Here is a 20423-nt window from a genome sequence, read left to right as displayed (position 1 = left end):
GAGCGGTCGACGCCGAGCCCGCCGTCAGAACTTCGGCGGCTGATGCACCTGAGTCTCGACGATCTCGGCAGCCTCCTGAGGTGTCTCCACAGAGGGTGGTGAACCTTCGAGGGGTTTCTGCGCCGTCTCCTTCATCAGGGCCACAGAGATCAGGCCGATCAGCGAGGCGCCCATCGCGTAGTAGGCCGGAAACATGTCGGTGCCGGTGACGCTGATCATCGCGGTGACGACGAGAGGGGTTGTACCGCCGAAGAGCGAGGCGGACAGGTTGTAACCGACCGCAAGGCCGCCGTAGCGCACCTGGGTCGGGAAGAGGGCGGGCAGCGCGGCGGACATCGTGCCGAGCAGACACACGAGCGACAGACCCAGCATCATCATGCCGCCCAGGACGGCGACCACACTGCCCTGTTGCACCAGCAGGAACGCCGGCGCGGACAGCACCAGGAAGCCGAGCATGCCGACGGTCAGCAGCGGCTTGCGGCCGAAGTGATCGGAGAGTCGGCCTACTTGGTTGATGATCAGCATCAGGACCACCATGGTGGCGATCAGCAGCAGCAGTCCGTGACTTTCCTCGTAGCCCATCTCGTCGGAGAGATAGGTCGGCATGTACGACAGCAGCATGTAGTTGACGATGTTGTACGCGCCCACCAGGCAGATGCACAGGATCAGCCGGGACAGCTGCTCGGAGAAGATGCGCTTCAAGTCGCCCGTCACGGTGGTCTCCACCGCGGAAGCGCCCTCGGAGGCCCTGTGGGTGGAGGAGTCCTCGAGCTTCTTGAACGCCGGGGTCTCGTCCAGGCGCATTCGCAGATAGAGACCGATGAGGCCGAAGGGGCCGGCGACCAGGAACGGCACACGCCAGCCCCAGTCCTCCATGGTGGCGTCGCCCAGGATGGCGGTGAGCGCGGTGACCAGGCCCGCGGCGCCGACGTAACCGCCCAGGGTGCCGAGCTCCAGGAAGCTGCCGAAGAAGCCACGGCGCTTGTCGGGCGCGTACTCGGCGAGGAACGTGGAGGCGCCGCCGTACTCGCCGCCGGTGGAGAAGCCCTGGACGAGGCGGAAGAAGATCAGCAGGACCGGGGCCCAGAAACCGATGCTGGCGTACGACGGGATCAGGCCGATGGCGAAGGTGCCGACCGCCATCATGATCATGGTGACGGCGAGGACCTTCTTGCGGCCCACCTTGTCGCCCATCGGCCCGAAGAACATGCCGCCGAGCGGACGCACGAGAAAGGCCACAGCGAATGTCGCGAACGACGACAGGAGTTGGGCCGTGTCACTTCCGGACGGGAAGAAGACGTGACCGATCGTCGAGGCGAGATAGCTGTAGATGCCGAAGTCGAACCACTCCATACCATTACCGAGCGAGGCTGCTTTGACCGCGCGCTTTACCGCGGCCTCATCGGTGACGGTGATGTCGGTACGCCGCAGCGGAGGGTTCTTTCGCCGCTCGATCGCACGGAACAGTGCCCGGTGCCGATTACGGGCGGGCAGCGGAACCTCGGCGTCGGGACCGTCGGAGGGCATGGAGCTGCTCCATTCTTTCCTGCGGTGTTTTTCGATTACTGCTGCACTCCGTCATCGGATCTCTGACCCGCGCACAATCTCATGAATTCGACGACTAGATACATGGCCGCATACATGACCGGAAACATGACCGCGTGCATGACCGCATGCATAAGAGATACGCGAAGAAGTACTGCGGGAAATCGAGCCGATAGGACGCCGGTCAGTCGTCGTGCCGTGAGACGTCCTCCTGCGCGCGCTCGTCCGGGGTGAGCGCGTCCGCCGCCTCGCCGTCCTTGCCGGGCCGCTCACCGCCGTCCAGCACACGCGTCTCGGCCTCTTCGGCCTCGTGGAGGATCTCGTCGGCTGCTGTGGAGGGCGGCTCCTTGTCGTCCTCAGGCCTGTGCCTTCTGTTGTCGGTCATGCGCCCGCTCCTCTCTGTGCTTTCCCGGCCCTGTCGCCGAATGTCCGTCGCCGACACTTCTCGCCGAACCGCCGTCGATTCCCCGCGGAGTGCCTCCTCGATGGAGTCATCCTGGCGCTCCCGTTTGGCGCCTGCACTCCGAGGTGGAGCGTCCCTCCTTTCCCGCGGACCCGGCTCTTCCGGACCCTTTCCGTGTCCGACGACTCCCGCGTACCCCGGCCTGTCCTTCTGACTCGAAGCCGGGGGAACGCGGTGCGGCGGACCGAACGGCGCCGATTCCACCAGCGGTGATGACCTGTGAAGCGTTGGGCCGATGCAGCGACGAATGCGGCAAGCCACTGACAGGACCTCGCCCAGCGAATGTGCGATGCGGGCGTCTGTCCGACCCTGTGAAGGGGTACTGCGGTCGTACGTCGGCTGCGGTGCCTCGGTCCTACTGCGGATCGGCCCGATTCGGGAGTGCGGAAACGGGAGTCAGGAGGGAGGAAACGCGAGTCGGGAGTCGGGAACGAGCCTGGGAGAGAGTGATCCGATGTGACGGCCGGTGAGGCGGACGCTGAAGAGTCGCGGCGGTGGACCGTGCGAGTCGGGCGATGGTGGGGGAGGGCGTTCCGTCACGCCGGACTCGAACGCCACAGCCTGCTGCTGACCGCCAAGAGCACCCTGGCCGCCTCCCTGGCCTGGGTGGTCTCGTACTACCTTCTGGACGCCCAGTCACCGGCGTTCGCACCGTTCGCCGCAGTGATGATCATGTACGTGACCGTCTACCAGTCGGTGACGCAGTCCCTGCGCTACATCGGTGCGGTCGCGGCCGGAGTGGCCGTACAGGCCGTGCTCGGATTCCTCGCCGGCCCGGACCTGCTGACCTTCGTGCTGGTAGCGGTCATCACGCTGTCGATCGGACGGTCACGGATCCTGGGGGTACAAGGGCCGCAGGTGGCGACGGCCGCGTTCTTCGCGTTCTCGACCTACGTCGCCGCTCCCGACAACACCACCCGGGCCACCCAACTGGGTCAGATCGTGCTGCTGGTCCTCATCGGCTGCGCCATCGGCACGCTGGTCAACGTCACGGTCGTCCCACCGATGCGCTACCGCAGCGCGGAGTACGGCATCCGCAGCCTCGCCGAAGCGCTGCGCGACCTGACCGCCGACATGCCTCCCGTACTGCGCGAAGGCGCCCCGGACGCTGACACCACCGCCCGATGGCGCGAGCGCGCCGCCCGGACGGACAACCTGATCGACCAGGCCCGGGCCGGTCTGAGCACGGCCAAGGAGAGCATCCACTACAACCCGCGACGACTGCTCAGGCGCCACCGCGGGCACCTGACGTTCCAGAACTACGAGACCGTACTGAACGCCCTGGAACGAGCCCTGTACCAACTGGCTTCCCTGACGAGGAGTCTCGACCGGTGGCGGGAGGAGGAGAACGACTACCGGTACCGCCACTTCCTGGACCGCTACGCCGCCTTCCTCGAAGCCGTCTCCACCGTGGCGGACGAACTGAGCAAGCTGAACGAGACGACGCTGCCCGGCGGGATGGGACGTCTGTCGGAACTGGCCCACGACGTCGAAGCACGGCGCCGGGAAGTCGTCCACGAAGCCGAGAAGCAACTCCTGCCGCTGGCCGATCCCACGCGGCCCTACGGAGTCCTGGTCATCGAGGCCACTCGCCTCATGGAAGAGGTCCAGTTCACCAGCGACACGCTCAGGACTTGGGCGGAGGCGTGATCCTGGGCCTGAGCGGAGGCCTGATCCGGGAGGCGCCGCATGTGGCCTCGACCTCGCGTACAGCCATCGCCTCCGCCCGGCGTTCACCGGCGAGAAACTGCCGGTCACAACCGCTGCGACCGCTACGTCGCCGCTCAGCGGCTCAGCACCGCCGCCGGCTCCACGCCAACCGCGCCGACGAGCCGGCCGACGAGATGCGCACGGAAGCGTTCGTACTGATGAAATGAACCACTGACCCGCCGCTCCGAGTGGCCCCGGCACAGCCTGCCGGGGCCACTCGCCCCGGTCACGTACGTGCCCGTGCGCGCCCGCGCGATGAGTCTCGCCCCGGGCGCCGGTCTACCTCTCCGGGACGCGAGATCGCGGCCCACCGCACGTGAGGAGAGCACCATGACGACCACCTACACAGTCGACGTCTTCTCCACCCTCGACGGCTTCGGCACCACCAGCGGCAACTGGGCCGGCTACTGGGGCAAGCAGGGGCCCGAGCTGCTCGACCGCCGTCAGGCGCTGTACGAGGAGGAGCAACGGATGGTGTTCGGGGGCAACACCTATCGGACGTTCGCGCAGATGCTCGGCGCGAGCTCGCCGGAGCCGGAGACGCGCGACCGCTGGGTCACACGTCTGAGGAGCCTGCCGGCAACCGTGGTGTCGAACACGCTCGACGAGCACCTCGACTGGCCGGACGCGACGGTCGAGAGGGGCGACGCGGTGGACGTAGTCGCACGGCTCAAGGAGGAGTCCGCGGTGCCGCTGCGCTCGCACGGCAGCCTGTCGATGAACCGTGCGCTGATGGCCGCGGGCCTTGTCGACCGTGTCCAGGTCACGCTCTTCCCTGCGATCACCGGCGAGACGGGACGCGACCCCATCTTCCGCGGCGCATCCGACTACGACCTCGAACTCCTCGAGTCCCGCACCCTCGACAACCACATCCAGGAACTCATCTACCGCCCTACGCTGCACGCCTGATCACGCCGCGCGACCCAGCGACTCGTTCCCAGGTCGTAGCGCCGGACAACGGCCGCCCCGGGCTTTTCCCTCGAGCCGACACCGGCAGGACGCCTGGCGCATTAAGGTTCCGCTTGTGCCTTGAATGTGAAGGCGTGGCATACACGGAGCAATTGACGCTCGGCCGACGGCCGTAGTCCCGGCGTGCGTCAGTGGGGGTGGGGTTGTGTTCGAGTTGATCAAGGGCGCCAATGTCGGGCTGGCGCCCCTCAGTGAAAGCGTCGACTCCGTGATCGTGAGTCTGGAATGGGCCAGCACTACGGGGGAGGGTGACGCGGACGTCTCCGTATTACTGCTGGACGGAGGCGGGAAGGTGCGCGGCGACGCCGACTTCTACTTCTACAACAACCCTGTGGCTGCCGACGGGAGCGTTCAGCTGCTTGGCAAGACGCCCACAGGGAGCGGAAACCGGGACCGGATCAGCTTCGACCTGACGGCGATCCCACAGGACGTCGAACGGATCGTGGTGGCCGCCAGCCGGTACGACGGCGGGCACTTCGGTGAGTTGGAGGATCTCCAACTCACCCTGGCCGACGGTTCCGGTGAAGACGTGGTGAGGTTCGCGGTCGGCGATGCCGGAGCTGTTAGCGCCCTGGTCTTCGGCGAGATCTACCGTCGTGGGGACGAGTGGAAGCTGCGTGCCATCGGACAGGGCTATGCCGCGGGGTTGGCCGGTCTGGCAACGGACTTCGGCGTGGACGTCGAGGACGACGCGGCTGCCGAGCGGGACTCGGGCGCCACGGCGGGAGCGGAGTTGGGGCGGGAACCGTCGGACGACGGCGAACCGACTGAAAGTCCCGCCGGGCAGCCGGAGTTGGAGCCGGCGCCGGCGCTCCCGGCGCCCCGGCGGCCGGATGCGGGATCTGCACCGACGAAAGTGCGGGCACGTCCGCGTACCTCCAAGAAGAAGGTCATCCTTCCCAAGACCGCCAAGAAGTCCTTGGCGGAGAGCGAGTCCTGGAAGCAGGCGCGGCTCTTCCCCGTGTCGGCGCTCAAGAGTGACCGCGACCGTGAGATGCGGGCGACGTCGGTGCTGCTGTCCGTGATGGCGCAGATCCCGGAGTTCGGCAGGAGACTCACCGCGGCGTACGGAGCGCCCGCCGGCCGGATGGAGACCTTCACGGAAGTGTCACTGCCGCACGGCGACACTCCGCGGCGGCCCGACGGTGTGATCCGAGTGGAACGCGCCGGGAAACTGTGGACCGCACTGGTCGAGACGAAGACCAACGGCAGCGCCCTGAAGGCAGATCAGGTCCAGGCGTACATGGACATCGCGGCTCGGCGCGGATACGAGGCCGTGATCACCTTGTCGAACGATGTCGCCCTGGAGGGCAGCCCGCTGGTCGACGTCAGGATCGACGGTCGCCGCAAGCACAAGGTGGCGCTGTGGCATCTTTCGTGGGCCGAAGTCGCCCACCAGGCGCAGTTGTTGATCCAGCACGAAGGCGTGGGAAATGCGTCACACGCCTGGTTGCTCCAGGAGCTGCTGCACTACCTCCAGCACGAGAACTCCGGTTGCCATGGTTTCCAGAACATGGGTGCCGCCTGGGTGCCCGTACGCAACGGCATCGACGACGAGACCCTGTGCCAGGGAGACCCGCGCGCCCTTGAGGTGGTGGAGAGCTGGGAACGGCTCGTCCGACAGGTTTGCCTCAGGTTGGGTGGTGAACTGGGACGGAAGGTCCTGCCCGTCCAGCGCTCCCAGCGCGGCATCGATCCGGCCGCCCGCCGGATCCGCCTCGCCGATCAGCTCTGCCTCGACGGACGGCTCAAGGCCGAGTTGCGGATGGAGGGTTCGCCGGGCGTGCTCGCCGTCATCGCCGATCTGCGTACTGGGAAAATCCGTACGTCCATCGAAATTCCCGCGCCCGAACAGGGTTACCCCCTGACTTGGGTTAAACGCCTGATCCGGCGCCTGGCTGACGCTCCCGCGGACCTGCACGTCGAGACGCTGGTGGAGGGCGAAGCGGGCGGCCCGCGGGGCACTTTGGAACGTCTGCGGCCGGAACCCGCGAACATCGTGCCGAAGAACGCTATGCAGATCACCGGATTCCGTCTCTCTCTTTTCAAGGGCATGGGCAGCAGTCGTGGCAACGCGGAATCCGGCTTTATCCGCAGTGTCGACGACGCTGTGCACCTGTTCCACGGAACGGTGGTCGTCCATGTCGCGGCCTCGGCGCCGCGCCGCGCATCGTCGTCGGGACGGGCTGCCGAGCAAGCCGCCGCGGGCTGAGCCATCCTCTACGGGCGGACTTGCCAAACACCCCCAAGCGCCTGGCCGAGCCGGGCACTTGGGGGCTGGACCCCGCAGTGCTCCCCGCCGAGAGGTGGTCGTCAGCCCTCGACCGCCGACGCGTCCATCCAGACGACCTCCCAGGTGTGGCCGTCCAGGTCGTCGAAGGCGCGGCCGTACATGAAGCCGTGGTCCTGGGGCTCGCCGGTGACCGCGCCGCCGGCTGCGACCGCCTTGTTCACCAGGTCGTCGACCTTGTCGCGACTCTCCGCGCTGAGGGCGAGGAGCACCTCGCTGGAAGAGGTCGAGTCCACGATCGTCTTCTTCGTGAACTCGGCGTACTTCTCGTGCGTGTGGAACATGACGACGATGGCTTCGCTGAGCGGGATCGAGACCGTGGTGTCGTCGCTGAACTGAGGGTTGATCGCGTAACCGAGCTCGCCGAAGAACTTCTTCGTCGCGTCCAGATTGCCGGTGGCCAGGTTCACGAAGATCATCTGCTGGTACATGGCTGAGTGTCTCCCTACGGGGTGAGTCCGTACACAGGGATAGACCGGGGCTGTCCCAGGAACTCATCGGTGCGCGGCCGCCGATTGCGGGCGGCATGAGTGAGAGGGCACGCTCGGTCTTCACACGGTCGACTTCACAGGCGGCACGGGTGGGTGATGCGTGATGAGAGATGAGTGATGTCGATGTAGGTGTTGGTGACGGGGCGCGGGATGTGCGGGCGTGGTTGGGGGTCTCGAGGTGTTCGCCGGACAGCGATTCCGAGCGTGAGCAGGCGAGGGCCAGGCGCTGTCCCGGATCGCGAGGGAGCCGGACGTGTCGCCGACGCGTGGTCGCTGTACACCGTCGTTCCGGCCACGGTCGAGTTCGGCAGGCGGACGGGAGCCGTCGGCACACGCGGCGGCGTTACGCACGTGCGGCGGCCGGGAATTCGTGGGAGCGGCATCTCCTGTGGCCGTGAACGCCTGGCCGTCCCGTGCGCGCTTTGCCGTCAATTCCCTTCGACAGGGCGGTAGTTGTACAGCGACGGATAGCCCATGCCTGACTGCGGAGCCGCCTTGACCGTGCGGTGGGCGACCTGTTGCCATTCCATGCGGTAGAACGGGACGAACCAGGCTTCCTCGACGAGGTGCCGGTTCAGTTCCCGTGCAGCCTGGGCGGCGCCGTCGCCGCCGCGCTGGATGCGAGGCACCAGCTTCTTGATCGTGGTGTCGGTGGTTCCGAAGAGGTTGTACGCGCCGGGTGCGACGAGGTCCTGGACGGTGAGCCAGTCGGTGGATGTCTGGTTCATGTTCATCACCATCGCCGGATAGGCCCGGTCCTTGGAGATCTTCCTGACCGCCGTCGCCCCGTCCAGGGTGTCCCAGACGACCTTGACGCCGATGGCCTTGAAGTCGGACTGGATGGAGGAGGCGAGGTTGTCCCCGACGATGGCGGCGACCTTCGGCAGCTTCAGGGTGAAGCCCTTCGCGTAGCCCGCCTCCTTCATCAACTTCCGTGCTGTGGCGGGTTCGTGGGGGTAGCGGGTGTCCAGGTCACGGTCGTAGCCCTTGGTTTCCGGACCGAAGACCTGGGCGGTGGACTCGCCTCGGCCGCGGCGGATCTGCTCGAGCATGGTCCGGCGGTCCAGGGCGTGGTTGAGTGCCTGGCGGACCTTGCGGTTCTTGAGGGCCGGGGTGCGTAGCCCCGCCCGGTCGAAGAGCAGCAGGCCCTGGAAGTTCGGGGTGACCTTCGTGCCGGACAGTTCGGGGTCCGTTTCCACGGCGATCTGCTGGTCCGCCTCCTGCAGCACACTGAAGTCGATCTGCCTGGTCCTGAGCCCGTTGACGATCGCCGTCTCGTTGTCGAAGCGGCTGATCGTCACGGTCTTGTAGGGGAGTTGGTCGCCCCAGTAGTCGGCTTTCCTGGCGTAGACGTACTTCACGCCGAGCGAGGTCTTCTTCTTGTCGAGGGTGTACGGGCCGGTGCCTACCGGAGTGGTCTCGAGCGAGGAGCCCTTGAGCGCGGCGGGGCTGGCCATGAGGCCGGCCGAGTCGCTGAGGTAGAAGAGCATGGCGGGGTCGGGGGCTGACAGGTGCAGCGTCACCCGGGTCGGGGATTCGACGGTCACCTTGTCGAGCGTGCTGAGCGTCTTGGCATTGGCACCGCCGCCCGACTTGAAGTGGTCGAGGTTCTTGCGAACGGCCTCCCCGTCGAAGGGAGTTCGGTCACTGAACTTCACGCCCTTGCGCAGGGTCAGTGACAGGGCGGTGCGCGCTCGGTCGTAGGACCAGCGGGTGGCGAGCATGGGCTTGTACGTGCCGTCCGGGGCCCGCTCGACGAGGGTGTCGTACACCGGCTGGAAGTACATGACCGTGCCGCCCGCCGCCTCCGCGGGGTCCAGGCTCTGGGCCGCGCTGAGGGTGGCGATGTCGAGCGTGGTGCGATCGGTGGCGCGGTTGCCGGCCGATCCGGAGCAGCCCGACAGCGTCGCGGCGCACAGGGCGACGCTGATCGCCGCGGCCGTGGAACGAGCGGAAAACCTCATGGTGATCTCCGTGTGAGGACGGGTGGGTGGCGCCCACGCGAGATGCCGGGGCGGCCGGAGCGCAGGCCGATGAAGGCCCGGGCCGGCCCTCGGACTCGAAAACCGTACATCGATCGGTATTCGTCGGCAATGAAGACTGCGGGGGCCTTCCTCGTCGCGATGGCGGTCGTGTTCGTGGGCTCGCCAGTGCTTCCGTCGCCGCCCTCGGTGTGTGTACGCTGGCGTGAAAACCGATCAATGCACGTTTTTGGCGCAGTGCGGTTGCCGAACCGACGCCGCGCGAGAGGAGTACTTTGATGACCACGCCGACCGGGCCGGGCCTCGACCTGCCGAACGGCTTCCTCATGGGGGCATCCACGTCGCCTCATCAGGTCGAGGGCAACAACGTCTCCAGCGACTGGTGGCAGATCGAGCACCGCCCCGGCACCTTCGTCGCGGAACCCAGCGGGGACGCGGTCGACAGCTTCCACCGCTGGGCCGAGGACATGGACCTGCTGAGTGAACTCGGCTTCAACTCCTACCGGTTCGGCATCGAGTGGGCCCGCATCGAGCCGGAGCGCGGGAAGGTCTCGCGAGCCGCGGTCGCGCACTACCGGGCCATGGTGACCGGTGCGCTCGAGCGTGGCCTGACCCCCGTGGTGACGCTCCATCACTTCACTTCGCCGCGCTGGTTCAGTGAGCTCGGCGGCTGGCTCGCGCCGGACGCGGCCGAACTCTTCGCCGAGTACGCCCGGACGGCCGCCGAGATCCTCGAGATCGGCGTCCGGCATGTCGTCACCATCAACGAGCCGAACATGCTGGCCGTGATGCACGCCATCCGGAACGTGGCCGCCGAGCACGGCTGGGAGAGCATCGCGCACGGCAAGCAGAAGAACGCCCCCACCGGCGCAGCCGCGATCGACCCCGCCACCATCGACCCGGACGCCGATGTGGTCCACGCGCTCATCGAGGCGCACCGGGCCGCGTCCGCCGTCCTCAAGTCGGCCGATCCCGGCCTCAAGGTGGGCTGGACGATCGCCAACCAGGTGTACCAGGCGGAGCCGGGCGCACAGGAAGTGGCGGACGCCTACGCGTGGTTGCGGGAGGACATCTTCCTGGAGGCGTCCCGGCAGGACGACTGGATCGGCGTGCAGGTGTACACCCGCCACCGCATCGGCACGGACGGGCCGCTGCCGCTCCCGGAAGGCACCGAGACGACGCTGACTGACTGGGAGTACTACCCGCGGGCGCTGGGGGAGGCCGTACGGCACACGGCCGAGGTGGTCGGTCCGCAGGTGCCGATCATGATCACCGAGAACGGCATCGCGACCGGCGACGACCAGCGCCGCATCGACTACACCGACGAAGCGCTGGCCAGCCTGGCCGCCGCCATGCGCGACGGGGTCGAGGTGCTCGGCTATCTGCACTGGAGCGCGCTGGACAACTACGAATGGGGCACCTACCGGCCCACGTTCGGCCTGATCGCGGTCGACCGGGAGACCTTCACCCGTACCCCCAAGCAGTCGGCGCGCTGGCTCGGCGCTCTCGCCCGGTCCGGCAGGATCCCGGAGCGCCCCGAGCTGCCGGAAGCCCGTGCCGCCTCCCCGCGCTAGGCTGGCCGGCATGGCGAAACGGGGCCCGTACGAGAAGGGCGAGGCGAAGCGCGCGGAGATCCTCCAGGTGGCCCTGGAGATCTTCGCGGCCGAGGGGTACCGGGGTACGTCCCTGCGCAAGGTGGCGGCGAGGTGCAACCTCAGCCTGCCGGGCCTCATGCATTACTTCGACTCGAAGGAGGACCTGCTCACCCGGGTCCTCCAGGCCCGGGACGAGACCGCGCGCGCCCGGCAGATCGAGCGTGGAGCCGCCTTCAACTACCGCGAGGTCATGCGGGAGGGCGCCAACACCCCCGGTCTGGTCGAGCTGTTCGTCTCCATGGCCGCGGCCGCGAGTGACGCGGAGCATCCGGCGCACGCGCACTTCGCCGAGCGCTATCCGGTGATTCGCGAGCGGCTCGCGGCCTCGCTGCAGGCGCACATGGACGCGGGGCGGATCACGGACGTCATTCCCGCGGAGCGGGTCTCTGCGCTCCTCGTCGCGCTGGCCGACGGGGTTCAGCTGCAGTGGCTGACGGACCGGTCCGTCGACATGGAGCAGCCCATCGACGACGTCATGCGGTTGCTCGAACTCCTCGCGGGGCGCGATGCGGACGGCGAAACGGCCGAGGGCTGAGGCCTCGACGGGCAGCTCCGGTCGGGCGGTACGTTCCTGATCACTCACGTGCGGCCGTACGGACGCCTCGGCTCGTATCCACCTGTGAGCGGGCCGTCACGTGCGGCTGCACGCCTCCGCACGCGTAGTCGACGGCCTGCCCGCTCCAGGGTCGGGAGAAGTCGAATCGGGCACCGCCGTCCGTCACCACTGCGGCCCCCTTTCCGCGCCGGTGTCGCGTAACGGCGGTACGGGGAAAGGGAGTTGCCGGCACTGCAGTGGGCGGGAAGCCGCGGGGGCACGCCCTCCCGCAGATCCATCCCGCCTCGGTCGCAACCAAGTCGGCGGTGTGCCCGCAACGCGAGGTCCACTGGCCCGCCCGGACTGGGTCCGAGTCAGCATTCACCCCTTGACGGCCAGAAACCGATCACCATACGGTTTTAGTGTTCGGGTGGCGCCGTGGACCGTTGTTCCGTGTGCGTCTACGGCTCGCGCGCCCGCCTTCCGCGAATCGAGGTACGCCCTATGCCGGAAACCGATGTGTCGCCAGTGAAGGCCCGCTACCGAGTCGGGGGCCCGTGTGCCGCACCAAGGCGAACGGCGGCCGCAGGGCACCGCGCCGCATGTCTTGCCAGACCGAGGGGGTCGGCGGTGCACTCAGGCGCTGACCTCGGTCTCGGGTGCCGGCTCGATGCCGTAACGGCGCAGCAGGGCCCGGAGTTGGGCCGGCATGTCGACGGTGTCCGGCTCCAGGAGCCACTGGGTCTGCAGGCCGTCCATCAGCGCGATGAGCTGGACGGCCACCGCGTTCGGATCCTCCTCCACCGGAGGGTCGGCCGCGGCGAACAGGGCGCCGAGCGCGCGTGCCGTGCCCTCGCGCACCACGCGGTAGCGGCGGACGAAGTAGTCGTGCGCCGGGTGATCGGGATCGGCGGCCTCCGCGGACAGATTCGCGTACAGGGCGACGAGGCCCGGTGTCCTGCTGTTGCGCGCGACCACGTCGAGCAGTCGGCGCAGCCACTGCTCGGGGGCGGGTTCGGGGGCGCCCGCGTCCAGGGCCGTGGGGAACAGGTCGGCGGCGTCGACGCGGTCCCGGTGGCCGAGCAGTTCGAGCAGCAGCGCCTCCTTGCCGGGGAAGTGGTGCAGCAGTCCCGCGTGGGTGAGGCCCGCGTGTGCGGCGATGTCCCGCAGCGACACGGCGTGGAAGCCGGAGCGGGAGAAGAGCGCGGACGCGGATGCGAGGATCCGCGTCCTGGTGCGCTCACCCTTCGACGGGCGGCGCGCGGCGGCGGTGTCTCCCGGGTTACTCAACTCGGCTTCCTTCCGCAGGGTTCGGGGCCCGACATCCTGCCTCGTCCGCGAGCCGCGGTGCGCGGCAGGGTGGCATCGCCGCGCTCGGACGGTGCCTGCCGGGCCATCACGGTGCTCAGTCGGTACCCGCCCGCCAGGCGCCGTTTCGAGGGAACTTACCACCTGGTTAATTTTTCACCCGAGACGCCTACCGGCCGGTCGGTCCCGTGTGTAGGCTCGCCCGCACCGGGCCGGAGGCGCACGCGCCTCTCGCCCGCACCGGGCCGGAGGCGCACGCGCCCCGGGCATCGCCGAACCCGGCAGTCCGCACGGACGAGGTGCCCGCGCACCCGGTGCCGTGCGACCCGATGCACACCGTCGCGGGCGGCCGAATCGAGCGGCCTCGGGGCACCGGCGTCGGCTCGATGCCGGACACCGGCGGTCACCTCCGCGCCGGACATCAGCGGACGCCCCGACGGTCACCGCCACGCAATCCCATCTCCGCCAGGCCGGGCGGACAGCCGGACGGAAATCCAGTCTCATGCTGAACTTCATCGCACGCCGGATCGCGGCAGGAGCCATACTCCTGCTCGTCATCTCGTGCCTCACCTATCTCCTCCTCTCCCTGCCCGACATCGACGTCGGACGTCAACTCCTCGGCCAGGGCGCCGCGCAGAACGCAGTCGACGCCAAGAACACCTCACTGGGACTCGACCGGCCGGTGATCGAGCAGTACGCTGACTGGCTCGCCCACGCCGTACGCGGCGATCTGGGCGTCTCCTGGTTCACCAGTGAGGACGTCGGGACCGCGGTCTCGGGCCGGCTGCCCGTCACCTTCAGCATCGTCCTCGGGGTCACGGTCGTGACCACCGTCGTGTCGTTCCTGCTCGGTGTCTGGGCCGGAGTGCGGCGCGGCGCCGTCGACCGGGTCGTACAGGTCATCGGTGTCGCCGGTTATGCGCTGCCCGGATTCCTGGTCACGCTGATCCTCGTCCTGGTCTTCGCCGTGCAGCTCGGCTGGTTCCCGGCCATCGGCTACACGCCGTTCGCCGAATCGCCCGGCGGCTGGCTGTCCACCGTGACCCTGCCCGTACTGGCCCTGTCGGTGGCCTCGGTCGCGGGTGTCTCGCAGCAGGTACGCGGCGCCGTCATCGACGTGATGCGCCAGGACTACGTACGCACCCTCAAGGCACGCGGTCTGACCACGCGACGCATCGTGTTCAAGCACGTGCTGCGCAACGCCTCCGCACCCGCACTCTCGGTGCTCGGCATGCAGTTCGTCGGTCTGCTCGGCGGTGCGGTCCTGGTCGAGCAGATCTTCGGTCTCCCGGGCATCGGCAGCATGACCGTCACCTACACCACGCGCGGCGACATCCCCGTGATCATGGCGCTCGTCATGCTCACCGTCGTCGGTGTCGTCCTGATCAACCTCGCCGTCGACGTACTGATCGGCTGGCTCAACCCGAAGGCGAGGGTCGCGTGAGCGCACACCTCCCGGCGACCAGGTCGCCCGAATCCGCCGCCGCCCCCGAGCCCGACGCCGCCGCGGTGCGCCGCACCGGCACGGTCCGGCGTGTGCTGCGCAACCCGCTCGGAGCCCTGGCCGCCCTCGTGCTCGCCCTGTTGGTCCTCGCCGTCGTCCTGGCCCCGCTGATCGCGCCGCAGGGACCGGGAACCTCCTCGCTCGGTGAGGCCTTCGCCCAGCCGAGCGCAGCCCACCCGCTCGGCATGGACTCCGCCGGCCGCGACATCCTCTCGCGCATCCTGTACGGCGGCCGCAACACCCTCGGCGGCGCGGTACTCGCACTGGCCATCGCCCTCGCACTCGGGGTGCCGAGCGGCCTGTTCGCGGGCTACTACGGCGGCCGGTTCGACGCGGCAGCCGGCTGGGTCGTGAACCTGGTGATGGCACTGCCGGCCATGGTCGTACTGCTCGCGTCCCGGGCCATCCTGGGCCCGAAGGTCTGGGTCCTCATGGTGGTGCTCGGCGTACTGGTGGCCCCCAGCTTCTTCCGCCTGGTACGCGGCATCGTGGCCAACATCCGCGGCGAGCTGTACGTGGACGCGGCGAAAGTCTCCGGTCTCTCCGACGCCCGTATCGTGGCCCGGCACGTCCTCATCGTGGTGCGCGGCCCGGTCATCATCCAGGTGTCCCTGGTCGCGGGCATCGCCATCGCCCTGCAGGCCGGCCTCGAGTTCCTCGGCATCGGCAGTACGTCCACGGCCACTTGGGGCGCCATGCTCAACGAGGGCTTCCAGAACATCCAGCGCGCACCCCGCCTGATGCTGTGGCCCGGCCTCGCCCTCGGCCTGACGAACGCGGCCCTCGTGCTGCTGGCGAGCGCCATCCGCGACGCCCTCGAGGACCGGAGCGGACAGGACGGCACGCGTCGTCGCCGTCCCGTCAAGTCCGTTAGGCCGAACGGTACTTCGGACAGCGAGGGCAGCCTCGAGCGTTCCCCGCTCCTTTCCGTTCGGGGCGTGGTCGTCGGCTACGCGCAGCCGGACGGCACCGACAAACGCGTCGTGCAGGGCGTCGACCTCGACGTACATCCGGGCGAGATCGTGGGCCTCGTCGGCGAGTCCGGATCCGGGAAGTCCCAGACGGCGTTCGCCGTGCTCGGCACGCTGCCCGAAGGCGGCAGGATCGCCCGCGGCAGTATCACGGTCGGCGGCCGGGAGATCGTCGGTCTGCCAGAACGTGAGCACCGCACCCTGCGCGGCAAGACCCTCGCGTACGTACCGCAGGAGCCGATGAGCAACCTGGATCCGGCCTTCACCATCGGCAGTCAGCTCGCCGAACCGCTCCGCCACCACCTCGGCATGTCCCGCACCGAGGCCGCCGAACGTGCCCTCGACCTGCTGCGCCTGGTCGAGATACCGGACCCGGAACAGGTGCTGCGCCGCTACCCGCACGAAATCTCCGGCGGCATGGCCCAGCGGGTACTCATCGCCGGCGCGATGTCCTGCGAACCCGACATCCTCATCGCCGACGAACCCACCACCGCCCTCGACGTCCGCGTCCAGGCCGAAGTACTCGACCTGTTGCGCCGGTTGCGCAGCGAACGCGGACTCGGCGTCCTCCTCGTCACGCACAACCTCGGGGTCGTCGCCGACCTCTGCGACCGGGTCGCGGTGATGAATGCCGGCCGCATCGTGGAGGCCGGTCCCACCGAACAGATCCTCGACGCCCCGCAGGACCCGTACACCATGACCCTGCTGTCCGCCGTGCTCGACGACGCCCCCGCCCGACCCGCCTGGCAGCCGCATCCCAGCGCAGCAAGGACCGCCACCACATGAGCACTCAGCCGATCACCCAGTCCCAGGAGCCCCCGGGGGAGGCGCTGCTCACCGTCGAGCGACTACGCGTCAGCTTCCCGGGCAAGGGCTGGCGCGCACCTGCCACCGAAGTACTCAAGGGTGTCGACCTCACCATCAGGCCCGGCGAGACCCTCGGTCTGGTCGGCGAATCGGGGTCGGGCAAGTCCACCATCGGACGCGCCGTACTCGGACTGGCCCCGGTCACCTCCGGAACCGTCACCTTCGACGGCCGGCGGATCGATCACCTGAGGCCGTCCCGGCGGCGCTCACTCGGCAGGGATCTCCAGGTCATCTTCCAGGACCCCTACACGTCCCTGAACCCCTCGCGCACCATCGGCGACACCCTGGCCGAACCGCTCATCGCCCAGGGGGCCGGCGCGGGTGCCTCGCGCGAGCGGATCGCCGACCTGCTCCAGCGGGTCCATCTGCCGGTGGATTCCGCGTCCCGGCTGCCCCGGGAGTTCTCCGGCGGTCAACGCCAACGGATCGCCATCGCACGGGCGTTGGCCCTCGACCCACGACTGATCATCTGCGACGAGCCGGTGTCCGCGCTCGATCTGACGACCCAACGAACCGTTCTCGACCTGCTGTTGGAGATCCAGCAGGCAACGGATGTCGCCTACCTCTTCGTCTCCCACGACCTGTCGGTGGTCCGGTTCATGAGCCACCGAGTGGCCGTCATCCACCGTGGCGAGATCGTCGAGACCGGCGACTCCGCCACTGTCACCACCACCCCGAGCCACCCGTACACCCGCACCCTGCTGCTCGCCTCCCCGGTGGCCGACGTCGCCGAACAGCGCCGCCGACGGGAGGCCGCGCGCCTCGCCGCGACCGCAGCCGAGCAGGACGCATGACGACGAGCAACCCGGTACGCCAAGGAGTCCCCATGCCCGGCAGACGACCCAATTTCGTCTTCTTCATCCCCGACCAGCTGCGGGCGGACGCGATCGGCGCCTTCGGCAATCCGTACGTACAGACGCCGCACCTGGACGCGCTCGCCGCCCGTGGGACCCGCTTCGACAACGCCTACGTCCAGCACCCCGTCTGCTCGCCGAGCCGGGCGTCCTTCCTGACCGGCTGGTACCCGCACACGGCCGGCCATCGCACCCTCACCCACCTCATCGGGCCCGACGAACCCAACCTGCTGCGTTCACTCAAGGAGGGCGGCTACCGCGTGGTGTGGCCTGGGCTGCGAGGCGACACCTTCGCGCCCGGAGTCACCGAACTCAGCGTCGACGAGCACGGTTTCGGTGTCCTGCCGACCGTCATGCCGACGCTTCCGCGGATCGATAGCTGGCCCGGCGGAGAGGAATCGGCCCGCCTCTACTACCGGGGCCGCGAGGACACGGACGACACCCGTATCGACTCGGACGAAGCCACCATCCGCACGGCACTTCAGTGGCTTGAGAACCCGCCCGACCAGCCCTGGGCCCTGTTCGTCCCGCTGATCGCGCCGCACTGTCCCTTCGGGATCGAGGACCCCTGGTTCTCCCTGCACGACCGGGACCTCATGCCCGCGCCCGTCCCGGCGGCGGACGACCCCGACCGGGAACCGGCGTACATGCGGGCGATCCGCGAACGATTCGGCATCGAGGGCACCTCGCCCGCCATGTGGCGTGAGATCACCGCGACTTACTACGGGATGATCTCCCGGATGGACGACCAACTGGGCCGTGTCATGGCCGCCGTGGACGCCGCCGGACCACGTGAGGAGACCGTCACCCTGTTCTTCGCCGACCACGGCGAATACCTCGGAGACCACGGACTGGTCGAGAAGTGGCCGTCGGCCATGCACTCCTGCATCACCCGCGATCCGCTCGTCATCTCCGGCGGGGGCCTGCCGGGCGGGCAGCACACCGACGCCATGGTCGAACTCCTCGACATCGTGCCCACCGTCCTGGAACTCGCCGGACTCGAAGCCACCCACCGCCACTTCGGCCGCAGCCTGCTGCCCGTCATCGACGACCCGGAGGCCGAGCACCGCGAATACGCCTTCACCGAGGGCGGGTTCTCCAGCGAGGAAGAGCCCCGGTTCGAATACGGCGGATTCCCCTACGACCTCAAGTCGGCACTCCAGCACGAGAATCCGGAGCTGGTCGGCCGAGCTGTCGCGGTGCGCGACAAGCAGTGGTGCTACGTCTGGCGGCTGTACGAGGAGCCCGAGCTGTACCACCGACCCACCGATCCGGGCGAACGGGCCAACCTGGCAGGGCGGGGTGAGCACGCCGCGGTGGAGGCACGCATGCAGCAGGCCCTGCTGCGCTGGCTCGCCGACACCTCGGACGTCATCCCCGCCGAACCGCACCCCCGCTATCCGCGTGTCGACCTGCCCGTTCCCGGCGGGCAGCCGCGCCAGGACGGCACGGTCGAGCGCGCCTCGGAACACCTCGACAGGGTCTTCGCTCACCTGCGGAGCACCTGCGGAGCACCAGCGGCGCCTGACCGCGTCACCGGCGCCCGACCGCGCCGACCGCCCACGGCGCCGAGGTCCCTCGATGCCGCACACAATCCGGCCGGCGAGGGCCTCCGGGGCCCGGCGCGGCCGGTGGAGGAATCCATGAACGCCGTCATCCCCGTCCCCGCCACCACCGTCGCGAGCGCCGGCGAACCGCTCGCCGACGGCAGTTGGCACATCCGCTCCGACACCGAACTCCGACCGGAAGCCGACACGTTGCGCGAGCTGCTCGCACCCCATCTCGGCTCTCGCCTCCTGCCGCCGGGCTCCACCCCCAAGGGGTACGTCCTCCGGCTGACCAGCAGTCAGGCGCCGCTTGCGCACGGCCGTCCCGCCGTAGGTGTGCCACCCGCCGGCGAGGACCAGCCAGTCGACGAGTCCTACGAGGTCCACGTCGGCGCCGACGGAATCACCTGCCGCGCACACACCGCGACGGGCGCCTTCCGCGCGGGTGTCACGGCGGCCCAACTGTTGATCACCAGGGACGAGCTCCAGCCCCAACGACTTTGCGACGCACCGCACTTCGCCTGGCGGGGACTCATGCTCGACCCCGCCCGCACCTTCCTCGACTGCTCGGAGCTGCGCCGCCTCATCGACCTCGCCGCGCTCTACAAACTCAACGTCGTCCACCTGCACCTGACCGACAACGAGGGCTGGCGACTGCAGATCCCCGCCCTACCCGGTCTGACCCCACCCGCCGCGGACGACGCGGAACGCACCTACTACACGCTCGCCGAGTACCGCGACCTCCAGGCGTACGCCGCACGGCGCCACATCACGGTCGTCCCGGAGATCGATCTCCCTGGCCACTGCGCCACCCTGCGCGCGGCCGTGCCCGGACTGCCGGACGCACCGGCCCCCGAAGGGCTCGCCGGCCGATACCCCTACGTCCCTCCCCTCGACCTGACCGACGACCGCACCCGGGAGGTCGTGGCCGTCGTACTGGCCGATGTCTGTGCGGCCACCGATGGCCCCTTCGTGCACATCGGTGGCGACGAGGCGTTCGGCGCCACGGAGCAGAGCCTCGCCGCCTCCGTACGTGAACTACTTGCCCTGGTGGGCAGGTTCGGGAAGCGTCCGCTGGCCTGGCAGGAAGCGTCGCGGGCGGGGGTCGAGCCCGGAGATGTGCTGCAGCACTGGGTGGACGTGGAGATGATGGACCTGCCGAGCACGCCCGGTGAACTCGCCGACCGGCCCGAACTTCTGGCTGCCGGCCACACCTTGGAACGCATCCACGCCCTCAAGCGCTTCTTCGGACCCTCCGATCACGACGTGGAGCGGATCCTGACCGGAGACGGCCGCGTGCTCCTGTCCCCACAGTCCCACCTCTACCTCGACCGCCCCTACGCGGCCGAGGTCACCCCCGCCGACTGCCCGCCCGAGCAGGCCGGGCTCGGATTTCCCAACTACCGCCCGGGCAGCACCCGTTGTGCCGCATCGTGGAACCCGCTCGGCCATGCGATCCCGGAGGACCGGATCGCGGGGGTGGAAGTCACGCTCTTCGCCGAGCGCATGCGCGGCATCGACGACATCACCACACTCCTGCTGCCCCGGCTCGCCCCGGTTGCCGAAGCAGCCTGGACCGGAGCGGCCCCCGACTGGCCGCAGCACCGCGAGCGCCTGGCGCGGCACGAGGTCTGGTGGCGCGAGCGCGGCCTCGCGTACTTCCCCGACAGCGAGATCCCCTGGCACTGACCCGACCTGTGGCGGAGCCCCCGGTGACACGTCACCGGGGGCT

General features: G+C 68.9%; 14 protein-coding genes. 9 read left to right on the top strand and 5 right to left on the bottom strand.

Features of this window, described 5'->3' with window-relative positions:
- Positions 1-24 precede the first annotated feature (24 nt).
- On the bottom strand, positions 25-1527 hold the full coding sequence (gene proP / locus DSC45_RS05085) for a glycine betaine/L-proline transporter ProP (protein WP_119287469.1): 1503 nt from the start codon (positions 1525-1527) through the stop codon (positions 25-27).
- Between the two features lie 202 nt (positions 1528-1729).
- Complete coding sequence (locus DSC45_RS05080; protein WP_119287468.1) at positions 1730-1930, bottom strand: hypothetical protein; 201 nt, start codon at positions 1928-1930, stop codon at positions 1730-1732.
- A gap of 579 nt (positions 1931-2509) precedes the next feature.
- On the opposite strand from DSC45_RS05080, the gene DSC45_RS05075 reads away from it, so the two are divergent.
- From DSC45_RS05075 to DSC45_RS05065, 3 genes are all read left to right on the top strand, one after another.
- On the top strand, positions 2510-3658 hold the full coding sequence (locus DSC45_RS05075) for an FUSC family protein (RefSeq protein ID WP_240434469.1): 1149 nt from the start codon (positions 2510-2512) through the stop codon (positions 3656-3658).
- 390 nt (positions 3659-4048) lie between these two features.
- Positions 4049-4627 (top strand): dihydrofolate reductase family protein, encoded by a 579-nt coding sequence (locus tag DSC45_RS05070; protein WP_119287466.1) that lies wholly within the window; start codon positions 4049-4051, stop codon positions 4625-4627.
- A 205-nt stretch (positions 4628-4832) separates the two neighbouring features.
- Complete coding sequence (locus tag DSC45_RS05065; protein WP_119287465.1) at positions 4833-6899, top strand: TerD family protein; 2067 nt, start codon at positions 4833-4835, stop codon at positions 6897-6899.
- A gap of 101 nt (positions 6900-7000) precedes the next feature.
- Here the strand turns inward: DSC45_RS05065 and DSC45_RS05060 are convergent, their stop codons facing one another.
- Positions 7001-7408: a VOC family protein gene (locus DSC45_RS05060; RefSeq protein ID WP_119287463.1), complete on the bottom strand. Its 408-nt coding sequence runs from the start codon at positions 7406-7408 to the stop codon at positions 7001-7003.
- A 488-nt stretch (positions 7409-7896) separates the two neighbouring features.
- Positions 7897-9432: an ABC transporter substrate-binding protein gene (locus tag DSC45_RS05050; protein ID WP_119287461.1), complete on the bottom strand. Its 1536-nt coding sequence runs from the start codon at positions 9430-9432 to the stop codon at positions 7897-7899.
- A 296-nt stretch (positions 9433-9728) separates the two neighbouring features.
- Between DSC45_RS05050 and DSC45_RS05045 the strand changes: the two genes are divergently transcribed.
- A complete protein-coding gene (locus tag DSC45_RS05045; protein WP_119287459.1) occupies positions 9729-11024 on the top strand; it encodes a glycoside hydrolase family 1 protein in 1296 nt (431 codons plus the stop codon).
- Between the two features lie 10 nt (positions 11025-11034).
- On the top strand, positions 11035-11640 hold the full coding sequence (locus DSC45_RS05040; RefSeq protein ID WP_119287457.1) for a TetR/AcrR family transcriptional regulator: 606 nt from the start codon (positions 11035-11037) through the stop codon (positions 11638-11640).
- Positions 11641-12276: 636 nt separating this feature from the next.
- Here DSC45_RS05040 and DSC45_RS05035 read toward each other — a convergent pair.
- On the bottom strand, positions 12277-12930 hold the full coding sequence (locus tag DSC45_RS05035) for a TetR/AcrR family transcriptional regulator (RefSeq protein ID WP_119287456.1): 654 nt from the start codon (positions 12928-12930) through the stop codon (positions 12277-12279).
- Positions 12931-13450: 520 nt separating this feature from the next.
- Here DSC45_RS05035 and DSC45_RS05030 point away from each other — a divergent pair.
- The 4 genes from DSC45_RS05030 to DSC45_RS36060 all read left to right on the top strand — a co-directional run bounded on the left by DSC45_RS05030 (position 13451) and on the right by DSC45_RS36060 (position 20380).
- Positions 13451-14392 carry an ABC transporter permease gene (locus DSC45_RS05030; RefSeq protein ID WP_119287454.1) on the top strand — a complete coding sequence of 314 codons (942 nt, stop codon included), beginning with the start codon at positions 13451-13453 and terminating at the stop codon, positions 14390-14392.
- A gap of 65 nt (positions 14393-14457) precedes the next feature.
- Positions 14458-16209, top strand: coding sequence for a dipeptide/oligopeptide/nickel ABC transporter permease/ATP-binding protein (locus DSC45_RS05025; RefSeq protein ID WP_119287716.1), 1752 nt, complete (start codon positions 14458-14460; stop codon positions 16207-16209).
- Complete coding sequence (locus tag DSC45_RS05020; RefSeq protein ID WP_119287453.1) at positions 16206-17084, top strand: ATP-binding cassette domain-containing protein; 879 nt, start codon at positions 16206-16208, stop codon at positions 17082-17084. The genes DSC45_RS05025 and DSC45_RS05020 overlap by 4 nt, the downstream gene beginning before the upstream one ends.
- A gap of 32 nt (positions 17085-17116) precedes the next feature.
- Positions 17117-20380 (top strand): family 20 glycosylhydrolase, encoded by a 3264-nt coding sequence (locus DSC45_RS36060; RefSeq protein WP_205571245.1) that lies wholly within the window; start codon positions 17117-17119, stop codon positions 20378-20380.
- Positions 20381-20423: the final 43 nt, after the last annotated feature.

The sequence above is a fragment of the Streptomyces sp. YIM 130001 genome (assembly GCF_003574445.1).
Lineage (GTDB): Bacteria > Actinomycetota > Actinomycetes > Streptomycetales > Streptomycetaceae > Streptomyces.
This window is presented reverse-complemented; position numbering and strand designations above follow the sequence as displayed.